Below are 23,591 nucleotides of genomic sequence, written 5' to 3' on the forward strand. Positions count from 1 at the left end.
GGCTGGGGCGGCTGGTGGTTCTGGGATCCGGTCGAGAATGCCTCGCTGATGCCGTGGCTGGCGGCGACTGCCTTGCTCCACTCCGTCTCGGTGCTTGCCTCGCGCAATGCGCTGCGGACCTGGACGATCATGCTCGGTGTGGTGGCTTTCTCGATGTCGATGGTCGGAACCTTCCTGGTCCGGTCGGGAATCCTTACCAGCGTTCATGCCTTTGCGGTCGATCCGGAGCGGGGGGCGTTCATCCTTGCGCTTCTGGCGATCTACATCGGCGGCGCGCTCAACATGTTCGCGCTGCGCGCCTCTACGATCAGCGAGGGCGAACAATTCGAAGTGACCAGCCGCGAAGGCGCGCTGGTGATGAACAATGTGATGCTCAGCGCGATCCTCGGGATCGTGCTGGTCGGCACGCTCTATCCGCTGCTGGCGGAATCGATGGGGGCCAAAGTTTCGGTCGGCCCGCCGTATTTCAACCCGATGACCGCGGTTTTTGCGCTGCCGATGCTGGTGGTGCTGGCGGTCGGCCCGCTGCTGCGCTGGCGGCGCGACAGGTTCACGCGGATCCGTCCGGTGCTGGTGCTTCCAGCACTGGTTACCCTGGGCGCGCTGGTTTTGGCGGCACTCGCCGGGCTGAACCCGCTGCCGCTGCTGGGTATTGCGCTGGCGCTGGGACTTGCCACTGCCAGCCTGCTACCCTTGCGCGGACGCAAATTGCGGCGGGTGACCTTGCCGCTGTGGGGCATGGTGATCGCGCACCTTGGCGTGGCCGTGGCACTGTTCGGCATGGCCTCGGACGCTGCCTTCACCGAAGAACGTCTGGTCGCGGTGAAGCAGGGCGAGAAGGTCGCGGTCGGCCCATGGCAAGTGATTCTGGCCCAGGTCAGCCCGGTCGCGGGACCGAACTGGACCGCGCTGGAGGCGACGATGCAGGCCAGCTATGATGGCGGCAAGCCGGTAGAACTGCATCCACAGGCGCGTTCGTTCTGGTCACCCGCCCAGGAAACCAGCGAATCCGCGCTCTCTACCCGCTGGAATGGCCAGCTCTACGCCGTGCTCGGCAATGAGGCCGAGGATGGGCGCTGGCAGCTGCGGCTGTGGTGGAAGCCGTTTGTCACGCTAATCTGGATCGGCGGGCTGATGATCGCGCTGGGCGGGGCATTGGCGTTGCTCGGCCGCGTCGCCAGCGATCTGAGCCGCCTGATCGCGCAGGACAAGATCGCCTATCGCCGTAAGAGGCAGGGCCGATGACCGAAGGCGCGCCCAAACGTACCGCCCCCTGGTTGCTGTGGCTCCCGGCGCTGGTCTTTGCCCTGTTCATCGCGCTGGTCGCATACAACCTGCGCAACCCGGCCGAGCGGGAGGTTCGTTCGGCGCTGATCGGTAAACCGCTGCCAGAATTCAATCTGCCCGCAGCCTTGCCGGGCCAGCAGGGTTTGACCCGCGCCGACATGGTCGACGGCAAGGTGCGGTTGCTCAATATTTTCGCCAGCTGGTGCGTACCTTGCGCGGTAGAAGCTCCGCAACTGGCTGAACTGCGCGGCAAGGGAGTCGAAGTGGTCGGCGTGGCGATCAAGGACCGCCCGGCGGACCTTGGGGCTTTTCTGGCCCGCAACGGTAACCCGTTCAGCCGGATCGGCGCCGACAACCTCAGCGCGATCCAGTTCGCGATCGGTTCCTCCGGCGTACCCGAAAGCTTCGTGATCGATGGCAAGGGCGTGATCCGCTATCAGCACATCGGTGAAATCCGGCCCGAACAGGTGCCCATGATCCTCGAGAAGATGCGGGAGGCCGGGCAATGAAGCGCCAGATCCTCGCCATTCTCGCGCTCATTCTGGCTCAGCCGGTGCTGGCAGACAGTTCGCTGCCGCCGGCGCCCTATGCCTATCGCCAGCTTGAAAATCCGGCGCAGGAGCATGAAGCCAAGGCGCTGATGGAGACGATCCGCTGTCTGCAGTGCCAGGGCCAGTCGATCGCCGATTCCGATGCGCCGATTGCCGGTGACATGCGTCACCAGATCCGCGAGCGGATCAAGGCGGGCGAGCAGCCCGAGGCGATCCGCGCCTGGCTGGTCGAGCGCTATGGCGACTATGTCAGTTATGCCCCGCAAGTCACTACCAGGACCTGGCCGCTTTATGCCGCGCCGTTTGCCTTGCTGGGGCTGGCTTTTCTGATCGCGCGGCGCCGGTTCAAGCGGAGGGCAGGGCAATGACCTGGCTCTGGGTGATCGCGCTGGGCCTTGCGGCCTTCTTCTTGCTGGCGTTCGTACTGAAGGCCCCGCGCAAGGGCTGGGAACCGATCGCCGCGGCGCTGCTGCTGGGGCTGGCCGGCTTTTCCTATCAGGCACACCCAAGCCAGCCGGGTTCGCCCAAGGAACCGGAACAGCGCGCTGACAAGTCCGGCGCGGCATTGGTGGAAGCGCGCAAGGCTCTGGCCAGCGAAACCGCTATGCCCAACCAGCCTAACCAATGGATGGTGATCGCCGATGCGCTGTCGCGCAACGGGCAGTATGGCGATGCCGCCGGGGTGGTGCTGGGCGCAGTAGAAAGCGATCCCCGCAACGCCAACGCCTGGCTCTCGCTGGCGAACAACCTGGTTGCCCATGCCGATGGCAGCCTGACCCCGGCGGCGCTATATGCCTATCGCCGCGCCGCGCAGGCCGATCCGCAGCACCCCGGGCCGCCGTTCTTCATGGGTCTGGCCCTGGCTGGCAGCGGCAAGCTGGCCGAGGGGCGGGCGCTGTGGGCCGATCTGCTCGCACGAACCCCGGCCGATGCGCCCTACCGCGCCGATCTGGCTGAGCGGCTGCAGCGGCTCGATGCCTTCATCGCTGCGCAAGCGCAGCCGGAACAACGCTGACGGCTCTGCTGGACCGCTATCAGGGCAAATGCTAGGCGCTTGATTTCGCGCCGACTCAAGGGGGTTGCGGGTTGCATGAGCAAGCCAGTAGAAGGTGAAACAAATGCCAGCGAGGCCGAGGCCGAGCAGGTTCACCAGCATTATGAAGGCCATGGTCATAGTCATGGCGGCATGATTGCCCTCGCCATCGGGGCGATCGGCGTGGTATTTGGCGATATCGGCACCAGCCCGATCTACGCCTTCCGCGAAACTTTCGCCTCGCACCACGGCGTGCCGGGAATCCAGGTTGATCCGGTGCACATTTATGGTGTGCTCAGCCTGGTGTTCTGGTCAATGATGATCGTCGTGACGTTCAAGTACGTCCTGACCATCATGAAGGCTGACAATAAGGGCGAAGGCGGTAGTCTCGCGCTGCTGGCCCTGATCAACCGCAAGTCGGAAAACGCCAAGTGGACCGGGCCGTTCATCCTGCTCGGGGTGTTTGCCACTGCGCTGTTCTATGGCGATTCGATGATCACCCCGGCGATGTCGGTTCTTTCGGCAACCGAGGGCCTGCAATACGTCCATCCTGGCTTCAAGGACTGGATCGTGCCGCTGGCAGTGGCGATTCTGTTCGCGCTGTTTGCGATCCAGGCACGCGGGACCGAGAAAGTCGGCAAGCTGTTCGGGCCGATCATGCTGCTCTATTTCCTGACCCTGGCAGGGATGGGCCTGATGCACCTGACGGCAATGCCCGGGATCATCCTGGAAACGCTCAACCCGCTCAATGCGATCAAGTTCTTCATGACCGACGGCTTCCGGGCCTTTGTCGCGATGGGCAGCGTCGTGCTGGCCGTAACCGGGGCCGAGGCGCTCTATGCTGACATGGGCCATTTCGGGCGCAAGCCGATCGGGGTGAGCTGGATGACCTTTGTCCTTCCGTCACTGATGCTCAATTACATGGGCCAGGGCGCAATGGTGCTGTCGACCACCCCGGATCAGGCCGCGCTGCTGATCAAGGACCCGTTCTTCCTGATGATCCCGGACATGGTTCGCATTCCAGTGATCTTCCTTGCCCTTGCTGCCACGATCATCGCCAGCCAGGCCGTGATCTCGGGCGCCTTCAGCCTGACCCAGCAGGCAATCCAGCTCGGCTTCCTGCCGCGCATGCAGATCAAGCACACCAGCGCTTCGGCGGCCGGGCAGATCTATATCCCGACGCTCAACTGGGGGCTGATGATCATGGTGATCATCCTGGTCCTTTTCTTCCGGTCCTCCAGCAACCTCGCTGCGGCCTATGGTATCGCGGTGACCGGGGCGATGTTCATCGACACGATCCTTCTGGCGGCAGTGCTGATCACGCTGTGGCGCTGGCCGGTGTGGAAGGCCGCGCCGCTGGTGGCCGTCTTCATCATCGTCGACATGGCCTATCTTGGCGCGAACCTGCTTAAGGTTCCGCAAGGCGGCTGGGTGCCGCTGGTGATCGGCCTGTTCATCTTTACGCTTTTGACCACCTGGTCGCGCGGGCGGGCACTGATGCGCGCTTCGATGACCGAGGGCACAATTCCGATGGAGATCTTCGCCAAGAGCGCCCATTCCAGCGCCCAGCGGGTGGCCGGCACCGCTATCTTCATGGCCAGCACGGCCAACGGCGTGCCTTCGGCGTTGCTGCACAACATCAAGCACAACAAGGTGCTGCATGAACGCGTGATCGTGCTGACCGTGGCGATTCAGGATGTGCCGTTTGTGCCCGAAGAAAAGCGCAGCAGTTGCCAGGATCTTGGAGCTGGCTTCTACAGGGTCAAGCTCAACTACGGCTTCCTTGAGGAAACCGACGTGCCGACCGCGCTCAAAGCGGTCAACATGTGCGGCGAGCCGTTCGAGATGATGAAGACCAGCTTCTTCCTCTCGCGCCAGACCCTGATTGCGTCGAGCAAGCCGGGGATGGCGATCTGGCGGGAAAAGCTGTTCGCCTGGATGCTGCGCAATGCGGCCAGCGCGATGACCTTTTTCCGCCTGCCCAGCAACCGCGTGGTCGAACTGGGCAGCCAGGTAGAGATCTAGCTTCGCTGCCCGCGGTTGCGTTCGGCAAACCAGGGCTTCATCCGCCGGATCGCCTCTTCGACCAGCGGGGTTGAGACCGCGAAGCTGAAGCGGACGAAGCGGTTGCCGTGCACCGGGTCGAAATCGATTCCCGGTGCCGTCGCAACACCGGTCGCTTCGAGCAGCTGCTTGCAGAATTCCATGCTGTCATCGGTGTAATCCGAAACATCGGCATAGACATAGAACGCCCCGTCGGGCGGGGCGATGCGGGCGAGGCCCAGATCGGGCAGGGCATCGAGCAACAATTGCCGGTTGCGCGCGTAGGTCGCGACATTGGCTTCAAGCTCTTCGGTGCAGTCCATCGCCACCAGCCCGGCGTGCTGGGCCAGGCTTGGCGGGGTCAGGAACAGGTTGCCCATCCGGGCGCGGGCGGCGTCGATCCCGCTTTTCGGCACCAGCAGCCAGCCCAAGCGCCAGCCGGCCATCGAGAAATACTTGGAGAAGCTGTTCACCACCAGCGCCTGCGGCTCGACCTCGAGGATCGAGGGGGTGTCGATGCCATAGGCGATACCGTGATAGATTTCGTCGGAGATGATCGTGATGTCCCGATTCCGGCATACCTCTGCGATGGCGGCCAGTTCCTCCCGTGGGATCACCGTGCCAGTCGGATTGGCCGGGCTCGCCAGGATCACGCCCTTGGGTGCGGGATCGAGCGCCGCCAAAGCCTTGGCGCTGAGCTGATAGCGCTCTGCCTCGCCGCATTGGATCTCGACCGGCACCATGTGCAGCGCCCTCAGGTTGTTGCGATAGGCGACATAGCCGGGGCGGGCCATGGCAACCCGGTCACCCGGAGCGAAGCTCATGCTCAGCGCCATCACCAGCGCGGGGGAAGCCCCGGCGGTCAGGATGATCTGGGCCGGGGCAACCTCCACGCCGTATTTCTCGGCATAGTGGCGGCAAATCCGGGCCTTGAGCGGCTGGCTTTCCCAATAGCCCATCGGATCGGCATCGAGCACGCGGTGTGCTTCGGCAATGGCTGCGGATGGCGCGCCGGTGCTGGGCTGGCCGAACTCCATATGGATCACGTCGCGGCCCTGCTCGTGAAGCTGACGGGCCAAAGCGGAAATGGAAATGGCGTGGAAGGGATCGATCTGCGCGGTCATGCCACGCGGTTACCACGCCCGGCCCAAAAGAAAAGCGCGGCGCCCGCCGGGGGCACCGCGCCTTACATTGAACGTCAGACAGATCAGCCGAGGTTGGCGCTGACCATGCAGTAGAGCATCGGCAGCGACAGCAGCGTGTTGGTGCGGCTGGCATAGAGCGCACGCGGCGCGGCAGCGGCTTTGGCTTCTGCGGTGGCTTCGACCAGGCCGAGGATCTTCTTTTGGGCCGGCCAGATGATGAACCACACATTGAAGGCCATGATCAGCGCGAGCCACATGCCCAGACCGATCAGGTTTTCGCTGGCGGTGGCACCGGCAAAGGTCATCGCGCGGTGGCCGTAGCCCGACAGGAAAGCGATCGCGAGACCGGTCAGCACCGTCAGCAGCGCGCCGTAACGGAAGAAGAACAGCACCTTGGGCGCAATGTATCCGGTGACGCCGCCCTTCAGTTCAGCCGGGATCGACGGCATGGTCGGCACCTGGACGAAGTTGAGGTAATAGAGCAGCCCGATCCAGACGATGCCGAAGAACACGTGCAGCCAGCGCAGCACCGAATTGGCGTTGAGCGGCAGCGTCCCTTCGGACGCGCCCATGTAATGATACGCCACGGCGATCGCCAGCACGAAGCCGGTCAGTAGCACCAGGTGCAGATTTCCGAAAAACTTGGCCATGATTGTCCCCTACATCCTGTCAGTTTTGGTTGGTTTTTATGACCCGGGCACCGCAGCAGCGGCGCACGGGGGCACTATTGCGCGATTGGGCGCGCTTGTCACGCCTGTTGCGAGTCATTTTCACTCATGCGGCGGATCGGCAATCACCTCATCCTCCGCCTCGCGGAGCAGGCCATGGCGCAGCAGCATCGGCAACTGGGCAAAGGTGAACAGGAACGACAGCGGCATGAAGACCCAGAGCTTGAGCGAGATCCAGGTTCCGAAATTGCCGTTCCGGACGTTGTAGAAGTATCGCAGCACCTCGTTCAGCGCGGCCAGGAAGATGAAGAACAGGCCCCAGTTGCGCGACAGCTTGAGCCAGCCGCGATCATCCAGCCCCTCGAAGGCAGCCTCCAGCAGATTCTTGAGCAAGGCCTTGCCGCGCCATACCCCGACCAGCAGGATCACCGCGAACAGCAGGTAGATCGCCGTCGGCTTGATCTGGATGTAGAACGGGTCGCGCAGCAGGATCGTCAGCCCGCCGAACCCGACGATCAGCAGAGTCGAGAGGCTGAGCATAGGCGAGATGTGCCCGAGCCTCCAGCGCGAAACGATCAGCGCCACGACCGCGGCCACCATGAAGGCTCCGGTGCTTTTGACCACCGCCAGCACTTCGGCCACCGCATCGTGCGCACCGCTGGGCGGCGAGAACTGACGGTAGACCAGGAAGAACACCAGCACCGGTCCGTAATCGACCAGCAGGTTGAGCCAGCCCGACTTGGGCTTCTTGTTGGCTACGTCGCTCATGCCACCCCCGCAATCACGCGCGCGACCAGATCGGGGTCGAACGGGCGCAGGTCATCGATCTTTTCGCCGACCCCGATCGCGTGGATCGGCAGGCCATATTGCTCGGCGGCGGCAACCAGCACGCCGCCGCGTGCGGTGCCGTCCAGCTTGGTCATGATCAGTCCGGTCACGTTGGCCACTTCCTTGAATACCTCGATCTGTTGCAGCGCATTCTGGCCGTTGGTGGCGTCGAGCACCAGCACCACATCGTGCGGCGCCTCGGGATTGAGGCGGCCTAGCACGCGGCGGATCTTTGCCAGTTCGTCCATCAGCTCGCGCTTGTTCTGCAGGCGCCCTGCGGTATCGACGATCAGCGCGTCGATCCCCTTGTCGGTCGCGGCCTTGACTGCATCGAACACCACGGCCGAGGGATCGCCGCCTTCGGGGCCCTTGATGATCTCGATCCCGAGCCGCTCGGCCCAGACCGCCAGCTGCCCGATTGCGGCGGCGCGGAAGGTATCGCCTGCCGCCAGCATCACCGAATAGTCCAGTTCTTGGAACAGGTGCGCCAGCTTGGCGATGGTGGTGGTCTTGCCCGATCCGTTGACCCCGATCACAAGGATCACCTGCGGGCGGGGGAAAGCGACGATGTCGATCGGTTTGGCCACCGGGCGCAGGATCGCTGCGATCTCGTCGGCCACGGCCTGCTTGATCGCGGTCTCATCGGCGCCCTTGTCGAACCGTTCGGCCGCCAGTTTGGTGCGGATCCGTGCAGCGGCGCGCGGGCCGAGATCGGAGAGGATCAAGGCGTCTTCAAGCTCGTCGAGCTGGCCTTCGTCCAGCCGGGTCTTGGAAACGATCCCGGCGAGGTTTTCGGTCAGCTTTTCGGAGGTCTTGCGGAACCCGCCGAACAGGCGGTCGGACCAGCTTTCGCCGCTCATGCAAGCAGACCTTCGGCGATATGGGTGGGGGTTACGGTTACGATCATTCCTGCCTCGGTTCCGGGTGGCAACAGCACCCAGGCGAAGTTCGGCGCATGGCCCGTTCCGTCGCGTTCGGCAAGCACTTCCAGCGGTGCCCCGATCTGGGCAGCGAGCCAGCGCGCGCGCTCGGCGGCAACGGCTGCGCGCAGTTCAGCGGCGCGCGCCTTGACGGTCGGCACGGGAACCTGCGGCATCCGCGCGGCCGGTGTGGCGGGGCGGGGCGAATAGGGAAAGACATGGCCGTGAACCAGGCCCAGCTCGGCAATCAGCGAAAGATTAGCCTGATGCGCCACCTCGTCCTCGGTCGGGAAGCCGGCAATCAGATCGCCGCCCAGCGCAAGCTCGGGTCGCCGCACCTTCAGCGCAGCAACCAGTGCGACCGCCTGGGCCCGGCTGTGGCGGCGCTTCATCCGCTTGAGGATCAAGTCATGCCCGTGCTGCAGGGAAAGATGCAGGTGCGGCATGAGCCGGGCCTCGTCAGCGATCAGCTCGAACAGGTCCGCATCGATTTCAACCCCATCCACCGACGAGAGCCGCAGGCGGCGTAGTTCCGGAAACGCATCAAGTATTGCCGATACCAGCGCGCCGAGCGCGGGCTTGCCGGGAAGGTCCTGACCCCAACTGGTCAGGTCAACTCCGGTCAGCACCACTTCGCGGCTGCCCAGCGCCAGATGCCGCTCAGCGTCTCGCAGCACTGCTGCCACGCCCAATGACCGGCTCGGTCCGCGGCCCTGCGGGATCACGCAAAAGGTGCAGGCATGATCGCAGCCATTCTGGACCGCGATGAAGGCGCGGGTGTGGGTACGGACTTCGGCCCGGGCCGGAGCGACATTCCACGCCCGCGGGTCAAGCTTGGCCACGTTGGCGATCAAGCCGTCAACCTCGGGCATGGCCGACAAGGCTGCGCGCTCGACCTCGGCGGCGCAGCCGGTGACCAGCAGGCGCGCATCGGGCCGATCGCGGCGGGCGCGGCGGATCGCCTGGCGGGTCTGCCGCACGGCTTCGGCGGTAACCGCGCAGGAGTTGATCACGACCAGATCGCTTTCCTGCGCGAGCAGGCCGCGCAGTTCCTCGCTTTCCGACATGTTGAGCCGGCAGCCGAGCGAAATCACTTCGGCGCCCATCAGGCCGCTCCGAAATAGACCGGATCGAAATCGCCGCGAAAGCTCTCGGTTGCGGGGCCGGTCATCAGGATCCGGCCCGTGTCGGTCCATTCGATCATCAGATCGCCGCCGGGCAATGACACGGTAACCTTGCGATCGACCAGGCCGCGCCGCATGGCGCCGATGGCGGTGGCGCAGGCCCCGGTTCCACAGGCCCGGGTCTCTCCCACGCCGCGCTCCCATACGCGCAGGCGCAGATGCTCGCGGGTCACCACGGTGGCGACATTGACGTTGATCCGGGCCGGAAACAGCGGATCGTGCTCGATTTCCGGGCCAAGCCGGTCAAGTTCGATTGCGTCGCAGTCGGGCGTGAAGAAAATAACATGCGGATTGCCGACATTGACCGCTGTCGGGTTCTCCAGCGTCTCCCAGGCTAGCGGCATGTGATGGGTATCCATTGCATAGGCGAGGGGGATCTGGCCCCATTCGAAACGCGGCTCGCCCATGTCGACAGTGATCCCGGTGGCGCCGGGTGCAACCTCGATCAGTCCGCCCAGCGTCTCGACCCTGGCTGGCGTGCCCAGCAGCAGGCCGATCGCGCGCGAGGCATTGCCGCAGCTTTCAACTTCGCCGCCGTCCTGATTAAAGAACCGCGCCTTCAATGCCGCGATAGCGGATGGTTCCAGCACAACCAGCTGGTCACAGCCAATCCCGGTACGCCGGTCCGCCAGCGCCGCCGCAAACGCATTGGTCAGCGGCGGCAGCGCATGGGCGCGTCCATCGAGCACGACGAAATCGTTGCCCAGGCCATGCATCTTGATGAACGGAATCCGCATGGCCTGCGCTCTATGCGCTGGGCGCAGCGGCGTAAAGTGTAGCGATCAGGCGCTGCGGGCGACAGGCGCGATCGAGGTTTCCGTCTCAGGCGGGACGGGGGTCTCAAGCAGCAGATTCAGCTGCGCCAGTTCGGCCTCGGTTTCTTCGGCGGATTCAGGGTAACCGTAGAGATAGCCCTGGCCCTTGAACTTGCCGAGCCCGCGCATCTTTTCGAGCACCTCCTGGCTCTCAATCCCCTCGGCGGTGATCGGCAGTCCGAGACCTTCGCCCAGCGAGATAATCGACTGGATGATTGTTGCGCTTTCAGGACTGTCGTTCACTGTCGTCACGAAACTGCGATCGATCTTGATCCGGTTGAATGGCAGGCTGCGCAGCTGGGCAAGCGAGCTATAGCCGGTTCCGAAATCGTCCAGACTAACCTGGACACCCTGATTTTGCAGGCTGGTGATCATCGAACGGACCATTCCGAGGTTTTCGTGCAGGCAGCTTTCGGTAACTTCGATTTCAAGCCGGCTGGGCGGGAAATTGGCCTCGACCAGCATCTTGAGCAGCTTTTGCGCGAACCACGGATCGCGCAATTGCAGCGGCGAGATGTTGACCGACAGCGTCAGGCGCGGATCCCAATTGCGGGCATCACGCAGTGCGCGGGCGATCAGTTCCTCCGAGATCGGGGCGATCAGACCGATCTCCTCGGCCACGGGAACGAAGATTTCCGGGCTGACTTGGCCCAGAACCGGGGATTTCCAACGCGCCAGCATCTCAAACCCGGCCAGTTCACCGGTCTCAAGATCAACCTGCTTTTGGTAGAATGGCACGAATTCACCCTTACCAATCCCGCGGCGCAGACCCGCTTCGAGTTCACTGCGGAACTTGAGCTCGCTCTCCATTGCCGGATCGAACCAGCAATGCCGGTTACGGCCACGCTTCTTGGCGTGGTACATCGCGATATCGGCACTGTGCAGCAGCGCCTGTGAATCGATTGCCGAGCCGGGTTCGCGGCTAGCTATTCCGGCCGAGATCGTCGTTTCGATTTCAGAGCCTTCATAGGGAACCGGGCGTGCGACGGCAGCAATCAGTTCTTCGCTCAGGCTGTCGATCTTGTCGGTCCGGCCGGCGGGATGACTGACCACACAGGCGAATTCGTCTCCGCCGATCCGGGAAAGCAGGGCGCCTTCAGGCAGCACCGCGAACAAGCGCCGCGCCGCTTCGATCAGCAGAATGTCGCCAGCGGCGTGGCTGTTGACGTCATTGACCTGCTTGAACTTGTCGAGATCGAGCATGATCACCGCCACGGCATCGCCCCGCTTTTCGGCTTCGCCAAACAACTGCTCAGCGGCCGGACCAATTGCGCGCCGGTTGAGGCAGCCGGTCAGCGCGTCGGTTTCGGCCAGTACCCGGGCCTGTGCCTCGGCGCGGCGACGTTCTGCAACTTCGCCGGTCAATTCGCGGTATCGGCGCCAGCCAAAGATCACGAGCGCGATGTTGAGAAGGAGGGCATTGACCAGGAGCTTGTCCGGACCGAGTCCGGTTCCGCTAAACGAGCGCGCAATTGCGGGAAGAACCGTCCCACCAGTGCCGACAAACATGATGATCGCGGCGATAGCGATGCCCAGCGCGACGACGTCCTTGCCGGTACGGGCAAGGGGCGAATTGTTGTCGTGCAGTCTCTCTGTATCAGCCAGCGGGTTGCGCGGCATGTTCTTCGACCCCTTCAGACATCGAGCAGCGAGCCTGCCCGAAGGGATTGAAATTTGAGTTAAGAACGTAACAACCGGTTGGAAAGGCTATTTCTTTAGACCTATCTCGCGCAGGCGTTGCTGCAGGAACTGGTCTGCTGTGATTGGATCGGGGTAGCGATCCGGATTGTCCGGGGTGATGCACTGCGGCAGGGTCTTGATCGGAAAGTCGCTGCGCAGGTGCAGGAAGAACGGCATCGAATAGCGGCTGAACTTCGCCCGTTCCGGGTTGGGATTGCGCACGCGGTGGATGGTCGAGGGCAGGAAGTGGTTGGTCAACCGCTCCAGCATATCGCCGCAATTGATCACCATCGCGCCTTCCGGCGGCGAGGCGTTCATCCATTCTTTGCCCTGGAACAGCAGCTCCAGCCCGGCTTCCTCGGCGCCCAGCAGCAGGGTGATCAGATTGATATCGCCGTGCGCCCCGGCGCGGATCGCCTCGCCTTCAAGGTTGGGGATCGGCGGGTAATGCAGCAGGCGCATCACCGAATTGCCGTCTTCGATACCCTTGTCGAACCAATGCTCGTCGAGCCCCAGGTAAAGCGCGATCGCCGAAAGGATCGTTGCCCCGGTCGCGTCGAACTGGCGGTAAAGTTCAGTGAAGACGTCCTGAAACCCTTCGGGCCGCGCTGGCCAGACGTTGGGCGGCATCGAGGCATCGGCCAATGGGCTGCCATCGGGCAGGTCGCGTCCGACGTGCCAGAACTCCTTGAGGTCGTGGTGCCTGGCGTCCTTGGCGATTTCCACCCCGAACGGAGTATAGCCGCGCGCGCCGGCGATCACCGGGTCGTGATAGCTGCGCTTCTCATCCTCAGGCAGGGCGAAGAATTCTTCGGACAGCTTCCAGGCCTGGTCGATCAGGCCGCGGTCGATTTCGAAATCCTTGACCATCGCGAAACCGAAGGTGCGGAAACTCTCTCCAATGGCTTGCGCGAACTCCGCCTTGGGCAGGTTCAGCGAAAGGACGGGGATGGCAGTAAGGGACATAGGTGGACGCTTTCGAAATTCTGATGCAATGGGCGGGCCATAGCCCCTTTGACGAGTTCTGGCATGACCAAAATCAAATCCTATTGGCTGATGAAGTCCGAACCCGACGTGTACAGCTGGGACGATCTGGTGGCCGAAGGCGAGGGGACCTGGGACGGGGTTCGCAACTACACCGCGCGGTTGCATCTGCGGGCGATGCGGAAGGGCGACCTGGTGTTCTTCTATCACTCCAACATCGGCCTGGAGATCGTCGGCATCGCCGAGGTGACCGTCGAAGGGTTCCAGGATCCGACCGATGAGACCGGCCGCTGGACCTCGGTCAAGCTGAAGCCGGTGCGCAAGCTCAAACGCCCGGTGACGCTGAAAGAAATCAGGGCCGATCCGGCTTTGGCGGACATGGACCTGCTGACCAAGTTCCGGCTTTCGGTGAGCACGGTGAAGCCGGAGGAGTGGAAGCACATCCTCAAGCTGGCAGAGCGTGGATGAAGGTTACCCCTTCGCCTTCGCCCGCAACCCGGAGATCGTTGCACCGCCGGCACTGAGCTGTTCTGGATCGATCAGCAGATGCAGCAGGCGCAGGCCTTTGCGGTCCTTGGCTTCGCCCAGCGCGGCATGAAACTGCTCGGTGGTTTCGACCCGCTGGGACCAGCCGCCGTAGGCAACCGCCAGCGCGGCGAAGTCCGGATTGTGCAGGGTAGTGCCTGAAACCCGGCCCGGGAACTCGCGCTCCTGGTGCATCCGGATCGTGCCGTAGGTGCCGTTGTCGACCAGCACGACCAGCAGGTCCGCGCCGTACTGTACCGCGGTTGCCAGCTCCTGCCCGTTCATCAGGAAATCACCGTCACCGGCCAGCGCGATCACGGTCCGCTCCGGATGGCGCAGCGCGGCGGCGACTGCTGCCGGCACGCCATAACCCATGGCGCCAGCGGTTGGCGCCAGCTGGGTCGGGAAACCGTTGTAGTGCCAATAGCGGTGCCACCAGCCCGAGAAATTGCCCGCGCCGTTGCAGATGATGCTGTCGTCCGGCAGCGTGTCACGCATCGCGGTAACGCAGGCCGCCATGTCGAGCGGGTAGGGCGCGGGCTTGGCGCTGGTCCAGTCCAACCATTGACCATGCGCTTCCTCGCCGGCATCGAAGGGCACCACATCGTCGTCCCACAGCGCGGCCGCCTCGGCGAATTCGGCCATGTCGGCACAGATTGCCAGATCGGGGCGATAGACCCGGCCAAGCTCATTGGGATCGGGATGGACGTGGATCAGGGTCTGGCCGGGATGCTCGGGCGTTACCAGCGTGTAGCTGTCGGTAGTCGCCTCACCCAGCCGTGCGCCGATCGCCAGGATCAGGTCGGCCTGCTTGATCCGCTCGACCAGCTTGGGATTGGGCCCATAGCCGAGGTTGCCAGCCCAGACCTTGCTGGCGTTCGAAATTGCATCCTGACGGCGGAACGCGCCGGCCACGGGCAGCCCGATCCGCTCGGCAAACTCGGTAAAGTGCTCGCGCGCCTTGGCGTGCCAGCCGGCCCCGCCGACGATCGCCACCGGCGCGGCGGCATCGGCGATCAGGTCCATCATCACCTGCATTGCATCGGGGCAGGGGGGCTGGGCCGGGCGGTGGATCGCCGGGCGGGGAGCCACCCCGCTGACTTCATCGAGCAGCATGTCCTCGGGCAGGGCAATCACCACCGGTCCCGGGCGTCCGGCCTGGGCCACGGTCCAGGCGCGGGCGACATATTCGGGGATGCGCCTGGCATCGTCGATCCGCAGGACCAGCTTGGCCAGCGGGCCGAACATCTGGCCGAAATCGACTTCCTGAAATCCTTCGCGGTCTTTCATCCCGCGATCGACATCGCCGATGAACAGCAGCATCGGCTGCGAATCCTGCATCGCGACGTGAACCCCGATCGAGGCGTTGGTAGCGCCCGGGCCGCGGGTGACGAAGCAGACGCCGGGTTTGCCGGTCATCGCTCCGTCGGCGCAGGCCATGAACGCCGCGCCGCCTTCCTGGCGGCAGATCACGGTCTGGACTTCGGGCGAGTCATGCAGCGCATCGAGCACCGCGAGGAAACTTTCGCCGGGGACCGTGAAGATCCGGTCGGCACCCTGGGCGATAAGGCAATCGACGAGCAGGCGCCCGCCGTTAACTGTCGTGTCTGAGCTCATGGGCGGGCTTTAGCGAGCGGGCGCTGCCGGGGCAACTTTGGTTGGGGATGAAACCACCGGCATGGTTACTGTGCCACTATGGGAAGGTGGCCGTTAACCGCGATTTTCCGGCTGGTACGATGGTCAACAGGTTCTTAACCTTGGCTCCATGAAAAGACGGTCGCTGGTCATTACCGATGAAACTGCCCGCCACCCGTTTCGGGCCGGGCTTGCCCCGCATATCCGGTTGGGAACCGAGCCTCGCGCCACTGCGCGTCGGCGGCCATGGTTCAAGCTGGATGACCTGCGCGACTTTCTGATGGCCTATTGCGCCTGCTTTCTGGCGGTCAGCCTCTATATCGCCTGAGCTGCGGCGCGCTCAGCCGCTACCAGCTTGCGGCCAAGGTAAGCCGAATAGATGCACATAATCGCGCTGAGCAGAACCTGATCGACGATCGGCACGCCGGCGGCTGACAGGCCGGTCGCGATCAGCGAGCCAAGCACCATTGCGCCCGAATTGACGATATTGTTCGCGGCAATCGTCCGCGAGGTTTGGGTCTTGTCGACGAAAGTGGTCAGGAAGGCATAGAGCGGAACCACGAACATCCCGCCCGCCACCGCGATGCCCAGCAGACAGATCATCAGCGCATAGGACATCGGATGCGCAAGGAAGCCCGCGACATCGTGCATTGTCCCGCCAACGGGATCGCTCCATTGTCGGCAGACCAGGTAGAAGGCGACCACGAACAGCCCCATCACCAGTACCGAAATCGGCGAATAGCGCGCTGAAACGGTACCCTTCAAGAGTGCGTTGACCGACATCGAGCCGATCGCAACCCCGACCGAGAAGATCACCAGGAACAGGCTGGCCACTTCCTTGCTGGCGTGCAGCACGTTCTTGGCCAGCGGCGGGAACTGCACGAACAGCACGGTTCCGATCGTCCAGAAGAAACTGATCGCCATGATCGCCAGGAACACCCGTTTGTCGTGCGAGGTCTTGCGGACCAGTTGGATTGAGGCGCGGATGAAGTGATAGTCGAGCGGCTCGGGATCGCTCATCGGCGGGGCGGGCGGGACCTGACGGCTGGTAAAGTACCCGATGACCGCCGTGATCACCACGCCCGCGGCGGCCCATTCGACCGGGATCCAGCCGGCGACGATCGTCCCAGCCAGGATCGCGATATAGGTACCGGCCTCGACCAGTCCGGTTCCGGCCAGTACTTCGTCCTGATGCAGATGCTGAGGCAGGATCGCGTACTTGATCGGGCCGAAGAAGGTCGAATGAACCCCCATGCCGAACAGCGCGAGCAGCATCAGCGGGATCGCAACGGCGTGAACCAGAATGCCTTCGAAGGCCATGACGAGTCCAGCGGCGCCGATCGCCATGATCCCGATTTCCGCCGCCTTGACCATCCGGATGATCCGCGCCTTGTCGCGCATGTCGGCCAATTGTCCGGCAATCGCCGAAAGCAGGAAGAACGGCAGGATGAAAATGCCCGAGGCGATCGCGCTGAACTGCCCCTCGGCCGCTTCCGACTGATAGACCTGATAGACCACGAACAGCACCATCGCGTTCTTGAACAGGTTATCATTGAAGGCATTGAGCAGCTGGGTCACGAACAGCGGAAGAAAGCGCCGACTGTGAATAAGATGGGTCTGGGTGGTCATGAACTCGCTGCGGATAGCCCCGGTTGGCGCGGACCCTAGCGGCTGATCCCCTGCGGACAAGCCCGAAGTATCTCTTTTGCCCGAAGGGATGGATCGCTATGCCATGCCACATGATGTCCCTGCCCAACATCCTGACGCTGTCACGGATCGTCGCGCTGCCGCTGCTGGTCTTCCTGATGTGGTGGCCGGAATGGGAAACGGGCTATCTGATGGCCTTCGTGCTCTACTGCGCGATGGGAATCACCGACTATTTCGATGGTTATCTCGCCCGGTCGAGCGGGGCGGTCAGCAAGCTGGGTCAGTTCCTCGATCCAATTGCCGACAAGATCATGGTCGCGACGGTGATTCTCGTCCTCGCCGCCCAGGGCCTGCTGCGCGGGCCGTTTGTGGGCGATGCCCACGTGATCGCCGGACTGATCATCCTGGCGCGCGAGATCGCCGTATCGGGGCTGCGCGAATTTCTGGGCGGATTGCAGGTTTCGGTGCCGGTCAGCCGCCTCGCCAAATGGAAGACGACCTTCCAGATGATCTGCCTTGGCGCGTTGATCCTGGGCCGCGCGCTGCCGGAGTGGAACGTCGATCTGGGCGGTTTGGTCGCCAATGTGCCGCACACCGTGGGCCTGACTACGCTGTGGGCGGCGGCGGTCCTGACGCTGGTGACCGGCTGGGATTACCTGCGGGTCGGCCTCAAGCACATGGACTAAGCCGGTTCGGGTACGAGCCGCCAGGTCAGTTTTATCGCGATTGCCGCGACTACCAGTCCGCCGATCAAATCTATCATATAGTGATCGCCGCTGTAGGGCACCGACAGAAGCATCACCGCATTCAGCGCCGCCGCCGGCCAGAAACAGCGTGGCATCCGCCAATAGGTTGCGGTGAACAGGATTGCCATCGCCGTATGAAACGACGGGAAGCAGATGATCCCGACATAGGGCAGGTCGCTTCGCTGTCCGGCCCGCAACGCCTCGTGCGCTTCCCACGCCGGGGTCTTGAAGCCGTAGGCATGGGCAGGTTCGACCGCCGGGATCAGCGCGCTGATTACAATCGTGATCACCAGCGCGATCATCGTCGCGATCATCAGCTGGGCATTGCGCCGGGCCGATCCGAAATAGGCGATCAGGATCAGCGCCAGATAGGGTTGGAGTGCGTAGGAGACATAGGCCTTGGCCGTGACCCATTCGAGCCAGGGCCGCGCCCGGACGAAGTTCGCCCAGTCGATCCACGAAAAGCCGATGGCGCGGTCCGCCGCGGCGAACAGGTCGGTCTGCAGCGGCATCGCGGCGGTGCTGGCCAGAAAGGTCAGCTGGGTTCCCGCAGTGGGCAACAGCGACCAAAGCGCGGAATAGACCAGAACCTGGAACAGCTGGTTCTCGCGCGGCCGCCACAGGTGATAGACGAAGGCGAGCAGACCAGCCACGGCCGGCATCAGCAACATCAGGTGCAGCGGCGGGTTGAAGCTTAGCCCGAACGCTGCGCTCGATCCGAACGCCAGCACGGCAATCACGCAAACTCCCAGCACCGCCATCGCATCGTGACGGGGCAGGGCCAGCATCTGCCAATAGGACTGAACCGGGGCGGGAGGCGCAACACTAGCCATGACCAGCGCGATAGGGGCTTATGGTAAACGGCTGGTTAGCGGAAGCAGCTCAGCCAGCCCGCAGCTCCTCGGCCAGCAGGCGGAATTCCTCTGCGCGGGGGCTGTTCTTGCGCCAGACCAGGGCGATTTCGCGGTTGGCGCTTGCGCTGATCAGCGGGCGGGCGACCACCTGGGTGCCGTTGAGGATCCCGGCATCGAGCGCCATTTCCGGCAGCATGGTCAGGCCCAGGCCATTGTCGACCATCTGCACCAGGGTGTGGAGCGAGGTCCCGATCATCGTCGCGCTGGCGCGCAGTTCCGGGCGGTTACAGGCGGCGAGCGCGTGCTCTTTCAGGCAGTGCCCGTCCTCGAGCAGGAGCAGCCGGTTCTCGTCGATCAGATCGGCCGAGATCTCGGCCGGCGGATCGCGCGGATCGTCCTTAGGAAAGGCGACCCACAGCGCGTCGAGCTCGATCGTTTCCTTCTCCACCTCGCCGGTCGGATAGGGCAGGGCGAGCAGTACGCAGTCGGAGCGGCCATGGTGCAGCGATTCGATTGCCGCCGCGCTGGTTTCCTCGCGCAGGTAGAGCTTCAACTGCGGCCGTTCGCGGCGCAGGCGCGGCAGCATCCTCGGCAGCAGGAACGGAGCAATCGTCGGGATCACGCTCATCCGCACTTCGCCCGAAAGCGGCTGGCCGGCGGATTGGACCATGTCCGAAAGCTCTTCGGCCTCGCGCAACAGGCGGTGCGCCTTGGCGACCACGGCATTGCCCAGCGGGGTGAACCGCACCGCGCGCTTCGTCCGCTCGACCAGAGTCACCCCCAGCAAGGTTTCCAGATCGCGCAGCCCCGCCGACAGCGTGGACTGTGAGACGAAACAGCCATCCGCAGCGCGCCCGAAATGCCCATGCTCATGCAGCGCCACCAGATATTGCAGCTGCTTGAGCGTGGGCAGGTAAGTGGTCATTCGGCAGCCTCGGCCTCAGTGCTTTCGGCCGAATCGGCTGCTTCGGCCTCGGCAGCTACCTCAACCCGGGTCATCTTGAGCTTCCCGTTGACCACCGCGAAGGCCATCTTGCCTTCGACCAGATCGAGCGCGTCGCGGCCGAACACGTCAAAGCGCCAGCCCTTGAGCAGCGGCAGTTCGCGGATTCCGGCGGCGAGCAATTCCAGATCCTCGCTCCGCGCCAGCAGGCGGGACGCGACATCGATCTCGCGGCTGCGGATCTTGAGCAGCAGCTTGAGCAGGTCGGCGACCAGCGCGCCTTCCTTGCCCAGCGGTGCACCGCGCGGGGTGCGGGGGGGCAGTTCGGCTTCGGTGAGCGGTTTGGAATTCTCGATCGCGGCCATCATCCGCCGGCCGATTTCGTTGTCCTTCCACGCCGCCGAAAGGCCGCGAACCTTGGCCAGGTCGGCCTGGGTCTTGGGCGGATGCGCGGCGATGTCAGCCACGGTTTCATCGCGGGCGATCCGGCCGCGCGGGATGTTCTTGTCCTGCGCTTCCAGCTCGCGCCAATGGGCCAGCGCCTTGAGCCGGCCGAGCATTGCCGGATTGCGGCCCGGCGCCTTGATCCGGTGCCAGGCGAGATCGGGATCGTTCTTGTAGCCCGCCGGATCGGCCAGCTTTTCCATCTCGATATCCAGCCATTCGCCGCGCCCGGTCTTGATCAGGCGCTGCAGCAGTTTGGGGAAGATCTTCGCGAGGTGGGTGACATCGCCGATCGCGTAGTCGATCTGCCGCTCAGTCAGCGGGCGGCGTCCCCAGTCGGTAAAGCGCGCGCCCTTGTCGATCTGCAGGCCCAGCCAGCTTTCTACCAGGTTCGAATAGCCAATCTGCTCGCTTTGGCTGACCGCCATCATCGCGATCTGGGTGTCAAAGATCGGGTGCGGGGTCTTACCGGTCAGGTTGTAGACGATTTCGACGTCCTGTCCGCCGGCGTGGAAGACCTTCAGCACGTCCTCGTTGTTGACCAGCAGGTCGAGCAGCGGGGACATATCGATATCCTTGGCCAGCGGATCGACCGCCGCGGCCTCATGGCTGTCGGCGATCTGGATCAGGCACAGTTCTGGCCAGTAAGTGTTCTCGCGCATGAATTCGGTGTCGACGCACACGAAATCGGCCTTGGAGAGCCGGGTGCACAGGTCCGAAAGCGCTTCGGACGTCGTAATCAAAGGATGTATCTTCATCGTTCTTTTCTGTAGGTGACCCCGTGCGGGGTCGCGGCTTGACAAAAGCACGGGATTCGCCTGTTAGCCCGCGCTTTCGCCCCTGCAACAAAGTGGGCAGCTTGGAAAGAGTTTCGATGCATATTTATCGTTCGCACACCTGCGGCGCGCTGCGCGCTTCCGACGTTGGCCAGACGATCCGTCTTTCGGGCTGGGTCCACCGCAAGCGCGACCATGGCGGCGTGCTATTCGTCGACCTGCGCGATCACTACGGCATGACCCAGATCGTCGCTGATGTGGACAGCCCGGCGCTGGCGGTGCTCGAGGGCCTGCGGGTGGAATCGGTTGTCACGATCGAGGGCAACGTGAAGGCCCGCAGCGACAGCACGGTGAACCCCAACCTGCCGACCGGTGAGATCGAGGTCTATGCCCGAGTGGCAACCGTGCTGAGCCGGGCCGAGGAACTGCCGCTGCCGGTGGCTGGCGAGCAGGAATATCCCGAGGATGTAAGGCTGAAGTACCGCTTCCTCGATCTGCGCCGCGAGACGCTCCACGCCAACCTGGTCAAGCGCGCCGCGATCGTCCGGGAAACCCGGCGGCGGATGGAAGATATCGGATTTACCGAATACTCGACCCCGATCCTGACCGCCTCCAGCCCCGAAGGCGCGCGCGACTTTCTGGTGCCCAGCCGGATCCACGCAGGCAAATTCTTCGCGCTGCCGCAGGCGCCGCAGCAGTACAAGCAGCTGCTGATGGTCGCGGGCTTTGACCGGTACTTCCAGATCGCCCCGTGCTTCCGCGACGAAGACCCGCGGGCCGACCGGCTGCCGGGCGAGTTCTACCAGCTTGACCTGGAGATGAGCTTCGTCACCCAGGAAGAAGTCTGGGATACGATGGAACCGGTGATGGCGGGGATCTTCGAAACCTTTGCCGAGGGCAAGACCGTGACCAAGGCGGGCGAGTTTCCGCGCATTCCTTATGCCCAGGCGATGCTCGATTACGGCACCGACAAGCCGGACCTGCGGAACCCGCTGATCATACGCGACGTGACCAGCGAATTTACCGCCTCGGGCTTTGGCCTGTTCGAAAAGATCGTCGGTTCGGGCGGCGTGGTCCGGTTGATCCCGGCCCCCAACACCGCCGACAAGAGCCGCAAGTTCTTTGACGACATGAATGAATGGGCCCGCAGCGAAGGCCATGCCGGGCTGGGCTATGCCACCCGCAAGGGCGGCGTGTTCGGCGGCCCGATCGCCAAGAACCACGGCGAAGACAAGATGGCCGCGCTGTGGGATTCACTGGGCCTCGGCCCCGATGACGGGGCGTTCTTCGCCGCCGGCAAGCCGGAGCAGGCCGCCAAGCTGGCCGGGCAGGCGCGCACCCGCACCGGCGAACAGCTTGAACTGATCGACAAGGATGCGTTCAAGTTCTGCTGGATCATCGATTTCCCGTTCTACGAATGGGATGAGGAGGACAAGAAGCTCGACTTTGCGCACAACCCGTTCTCGATGCCGCAGGGCGGGATGGAGGCGCTGCAAAGCCAGGATCCGTTGACGATCAAGGCATATCAGTACGACATGGTCTGCAACGGCTATGAACTGGCCTCGGGATCGATACGCAACCAGCATCCGGACCTGATGGTCAAGGCCTTCGAACTGGTCGGGCTCAGCCAGGCCGATGTCGAAGAGCGGTTCGGCGGCATGTACCGCGCGTTCCAGTACGGCGCGCCGCCGCATGGCGGGATGGCGGCCGGGGTCGACCGCATGGTGATGCTGCTCTGCGGGGTACAGAACCTGCGGGAAATCACGCTGTTCCCGATGAACCAGCGCGCCGAAGACCTGCTGATGGGTGCGCCCTCGGTCCCTGAACCCAAGGCGCTGCGCGAACTGCACATCCGGGTGATCGAACCGGCGAAGGGCTGATCCGCTCGCCCGGTCGACTTCCTAGCAACTTGTGCGGGTGCGCCGGGCGCTGACCTTCATCGACTGGGTCTGGGGGGCATCGGGGCCGGAGAACTTGAAGTCGACGCTCCAGTCGACCACGCCATCGCTGTACTGGCCTTTCGACAGGAAGCTGACCTGACGGTCGCCCATCGTACAGCGCATTTCAAGTTCGAGCGATCCTGCGCCGCCCGACCGCGAGGTGCAATTGCCGACATCCGCAATCGAATTCATCGCATCGTGCATTTCGGTGGCGAGCTTGTTCGATTCGCCCGCCTTGATGCAGGACGGGTTCTTGGTGCTGTCGACCAGCTTACCGCTGCTATCGAAGGCCTGCATTTCGCCTTCCCACCAGCCCGGGGTGAAGGCCGCGCTGAACGAATCCGCCCAAATCGTCAGGTGCTGGCGGGTTTCAGCATTGCGTTCCTGGGTGGAAGCGGCCGAGGGGAGCAGGGCGAGCGCGACGCAAGCGGCGGCGGCAAGGGCGATTCGAGGTTTGAACATCGGGAATCCTTGGCGGAGAAAGCGCGGCAAAGTGCCGTTTAGGCAGGCTTAAAGTGCATTGGCGATATGTGCAATCGGTGCACCCTCTTGCCAGCGCGCGCGGGCTTCTCTAGGGCGAAGTCCAACTGAATTTCATCTGCCGTTCACGAAGGGACACACCATGAGCGACACCGCCGACCGGGTTAAGAAGATCGTTGTCGAGCACCTCGGGGTCGAGGCTGACAAGGTTACCGAAGATGCCAGCTTTATCGACGATCTGGGCGCTGACTCGCTCGACATCGTTGAACTGGTCATGGCCTTCGAAGAAGAATTCGGCGTCGAAATTCCCGACGATGCTGCTGAAAAGATCAGCACCGTCTCCGACGCGATCAAGTACATCAACGACAACAAGGGCTGATCGCCTTTGGTCTTCAGGCCTGACTGTCCAATCCCGGCCATTCTGGATGGCGATTGACCCAGTTCATGGTCTTTGACAGGCTCG

General features: G+C 63.5%; 24 protein-coding genes. 10 read left to right on the forward strand and 14 right to left on the reverse strand.

The annotated features are described in order from the left end of the window. The 5 genes from B2V17_RS03425 to B2V17_RS03445 all read left to right on the forward strand — a co-directional run. Positions 1-1,245: heme lyase CcmF/NrfE family subunit (locus B2V17_RS03425; RefSeq protein ID WP_292995204.1), on the forward strand; the 1,245-nt coding region annotated here is incomplete at its 5' end. Then, positions 1,242-1,796: a redoxin family protein gene (locus B2V17_RS03430; RefSeq protein WP_292995205.1), complete on the forward strand. Its 555-nt coding sequence runs from the start codon at positions 1,242-1,244 to the stop codon at positions 1,794-1,796. The genes B2V17_RS03425 and B2V17_RS03430, both read left to right, overlap by 4 nt. Beyond that, the gene (locus tag B2V17_RS03435) at positions 1,793-2,206 is read left to right on the forward strand and encodes a cytochrome c-type biogenesis protein (protein ID WP_292995206.1); all 414 of its coding nucleotides are present in this window, start codon (positions 1,793-1,795) and stop codon (positions 2,204-2,206) included. The genes B2V17_RS03430 and B2V17_RS03435 overlap by 4 nt, the downstream gene beginning before the upstream one ends. Then, positions 2,203-2,853, forward strand: coding sequence for a tetratricopeptide repeat protein (locus B2V17_RS03440; protein ID WP_292995208.1), 651 nt, complete (start codon positions 2,203-2,205; stop codon positions 2,851-2,853). The genes B2V17_RS03435 and B2V17_RS03440 overlap by 4 nt, the downstream gene beginning before the upstream one ends. Before the next feature lie 171 nt (positions 2,854-3,024). Continuing rightward, complete coding sequence (locus B2V17_RS03445) at positions 3,025-4,896, forward strand: potassium transporter Kup (RefSeq protein WP_292995287.1); 1,872 nt, start codon at positions 3,025-3,027, stop codon at positions 4,894-4,896. Here the strand turns inward: B2V17_RS03445 and B2V17_RS03450 are convergent. The 8 genes from B2V17_RS03450 to B2V17_RS03485 form a co-directional block, all read right to left on the reverse strand. Next, positions 4,893-6,038 carry a pyridoxal phosphate-dependent aminotransferase gene (locus tag B2V17_RS03450; protein WP_292995210.1) on the reverse strand — a complete coding sequence of 382 codons (1,146 nt, stop codon included), beginning with the start codon at positions 6,036-6,038 and terminating at the stop codon, positions 4,893-4,895. The genes B2V17_RS03445 and B2V17_RS03450 overlap by 4 nt on opposite strands. Positions 6,039-6,121: 83 nt before the next feature. Continuing rightward, complete coding sequence (locus tag B2V17_RS03455; protein WP_292995212.1) at positions 6,122-6,709, reverse strand: urate hydroxylase PuuD; 588 nt, start codon at positions 6,707-6,709, stop codon at positions 6,122-6,124. 120 nt (positions 6,710-6,829) lie between these two features. Beyond that, complete coding sequence (locus B2V17_RS03460) at positions 6,830-7,495, reverse strand: inner membrane-spanning protein YciB (RefSeq protein WP_292995213.1); 666 nt, start codon at positions 7,493-7,495, stop codon at positions 6,830-6,832. Continuing rightward, positions 7,492-8,415: a signal recognition particle-docking protein FtsY gene (gene ftsY / locus B2V17_RS03465; protein WP_292995214.1), complete on the reverse strand. Its 924-nt coding sequence runs from the start codon at positions 8,413-8,415 to the stop codon at positions 7,492-7,494. The genes B2V17_RS03460 and ftsY overlap by 4 nt, the downstream gene beginning before the upstream one ends. After that, a complete protein-coding gene (locus B2V17_RS03470) occupies positions 8,412-9,581 on the reverse strand; it encodes a MiaB/RimO family radical SAM methylthiotransferase (RefSeq protein WP_292995216.1) in 1,170 nt (389 codons plus the stop codon). Before B2V17_RS03470 ends, ftsY begins: the two co-directional genes overlap by 4 nt. Further along, complete coding sequence (dapF, locus tag B2V17_RS03475) at positions 9,581-10,396, reverse strand: diaminopimelate epimerase (RefSeq protein WP_292995218.1); 816 nt, start codon at positions 10,394-10,396, stop codon at positions 9,581-9,583. The genes B2V17_RS03470 and dapF overlap by 1 nt, the downstream gene beginning before the upstream one ends. Before the next feature lie 45 nt (positions 10,397-10,441). After that, entirely contained in the window at positions 10,442-12,094 is a 1,653-nt protein-coding gene (locus B2V17_RS03480; RefSeq protein ID WP_292995220.1) for a putative bifunctional diguanylate cyclase/phosphodiesterase, read from the reverse strand. 87 nt (positions 12,095-12,181) lie between these two features. Then, the gene (locus B2V17_RS03485) at positions 12,182-13,120 is read right to left on the reverse strand and encodes an isopenicillin N synthase family dioxygenase (protein WP_292995222.1); all 939 of its coding nucleotides are present in this window, start codon (positions 13,118-13,120) and stop codon (positions 12,182-12,184) included. 63 nt (positions 13,121-13,183) lie between these two features. Between B2V17_RS03485 and B2V17_RS03490 the strand changes: the two genes are divergently transcribed. Beyond that, positions 13,184-13,606: an EVE domain-containing protein gene (locus B2V17_RS03490; RefSeq protein ID WP_292995224.1), complete on the forward strand. Its 423-nt coding sequence runs from the start codon at positions 13,184-13,186 to the stop codon at positions 13,604-13,606. A gap of 3 nt (positions 13,607-13,609) precedes the next feature. Here the strand turns inward: B2V17_RS03490 and B2V17_RS03495 are convergent, their stop codons facing one another. Beyond that, positions 13,610-15,280 (reverse strand): thiamine pyrophosphate-binding protein, encoded by a 1,671-nt coding sequence (locus B2V17_RS03495; RefSeq protein ID WP_292995226.1) that lies wholly within the window; start codon positions 15,278-15,280, stop codon positions 13,610-13,612. Between the two features lie 148 nt (positions 15,281-15,428). Here B2V17_RS03495 and B2V17_RS03500 point away from each other — a divergent pair, with 148 nt between their 5' ends. Next, on the forward strand, positions 15,429-15,626 hold the full coding sequence (locus B2V17_RS03500) for a hypothetical protein (RefSeq protein ID WP_292995228.1): 198 nt from the start codon (positions 15,429-15,431) through the stop codon (positions 15,624-15,626). On the opposite strand, the gene B2V17_RS03505 is transcribed toward B2V17_RS03500, so the two are convergent. Then, positions 15,614-16,927, reverse strand: a complete 1,314-nt coding sequence (locus B2V17_RS03505) for an MFS transporter (RefSeq protein WP_292995230.1) — start codon at positions 16,925-16,927, stop codon at positions 15,614-15,616. The two genes, B2V17_RS03500 and B2V17_RS03505, sit on opposite strands and share 13 nt — an antisense overlap. A gap of 110 nt (positions 16,928-17,037) precedes the next feature. Here B2V17_RS03505 and pgsA point away from each other — a divergent pair, with 110 nt between their 5' ends. Beyond that, complete coding sequence (gene pgsA, locus B2V17_RS03510) at positions 17,038-17,631, forward strand: CDP-diacylglycerol--glycerol-3-phosphate 3-phosphatidyltransferase (RefSeq protein ID WP_292995232.1); 594 nt, start codon at positions 17,038-17,040, stop codon at positions 17,629-17,631. Here the strand turns inward: pgsA and B2V17_RS03515 are convergent. The 3 genes from B2V17_RS03515 to rnd all read right to left on the reverse strand — a co-directional run bounded on the left by B2V17_RS03515 (position 17,628) and on the right by rnd (position 20,690). Then, a complete protein-coding gene (locus tag B2V17_RS03515; RefSeq protein WP_292995234.1) occupies positions 17,628-18,479 on the reverse strand; it encodes a phosphatase PAP2 family protein in 852 nt (283 codons plus the stop codon). The two genes, pgsA and B2V17_RS03515, sit on opposite strands and share 4 nt — an antisense overlap. A gap of 94 nt (positions 18,480-18,573) precedes the next feature. Continuing rightward, on the reverse strand, positions 18,574-19,470 hold the full coding sequence (locus B2V17_RS03520; RefSeq protein ID WP_292995236.1) for a hydrogen peroxide-inducible genes activator: 897 nt from the start codon (positions 19,468-19,470) through the stop codon (positions 18,574-18,576). Further along, positions 19,467-20,690 carry a ribonuclease D gene (gene rnd / locus B2V17_RS03525; RefSeq protein WP_292995238.1) on the reverse strand — a complete coding sequence of 408 codons (1,224 nt, stop codon included), beginning with the start codon at positions 20,688-20,690 and terminating at the stop codon, positions 19,467-19,469. Before rnd ends, B2V17_RS03520 begins: the two co-directional genes overlap by 4 nt. A 116-nt stretch (positions 20,691-20,806) precedes the next feature. On the opposite strand from rnd, the gene aspS reads away from it, so the two are divergent. Beyond that, entirely contained in the window at positions 20,807-22,588 is a 1,782-nt protein-coding gene (gene aspS, locus B2V17_RS03530) for an aspartate--tRNA ligase (protein ID WP_292995240.1), read from the forward strand. A 21-nt stretch (positions 22,589-22,609) separates the two neighbouring features. Here aspS and B2V17_RS03535 read toward each other — a convergent pair whose 3' ends face one another. Continuing rightward, positions 22,610-23,110: a hypothetical protein gene (locus B2V17_RS03535; protein ID WP_292995242.1), complete on the reverse strand. Its 501-nt coding sequence runs from the start codon at positions 23,108-23,110 to the stop codon at positions 22,610-22,612. A 160-nt stretch (positions 23,111-23,270) separates the two neighbouring features. On the opposite strand from B2V17_RS03535, the gene B2V17_RS03540 reads away from it, so the two are divergent. Beyond that, positions 23,271-23,507, forward strand: a complete 237-nt coding sequence (locus B2V17_RS03540; protein ID WP_185664839.1) for an acyl carrier protein — start codon at positions 23,271-23,273, stop codon at positions 23,505-23,507. Positions 23,508-23,591 lie beyond the last annotated feature (84 nt).

The organism is Novosphingobium sp. UBA6272, assembly GCF_002440635.1.
GTDB lineage: Bacteria > Pseudomonadota > Alphaproteobacteria > Sphingomonadales > Sphingomonadaceae > Novosphingobium.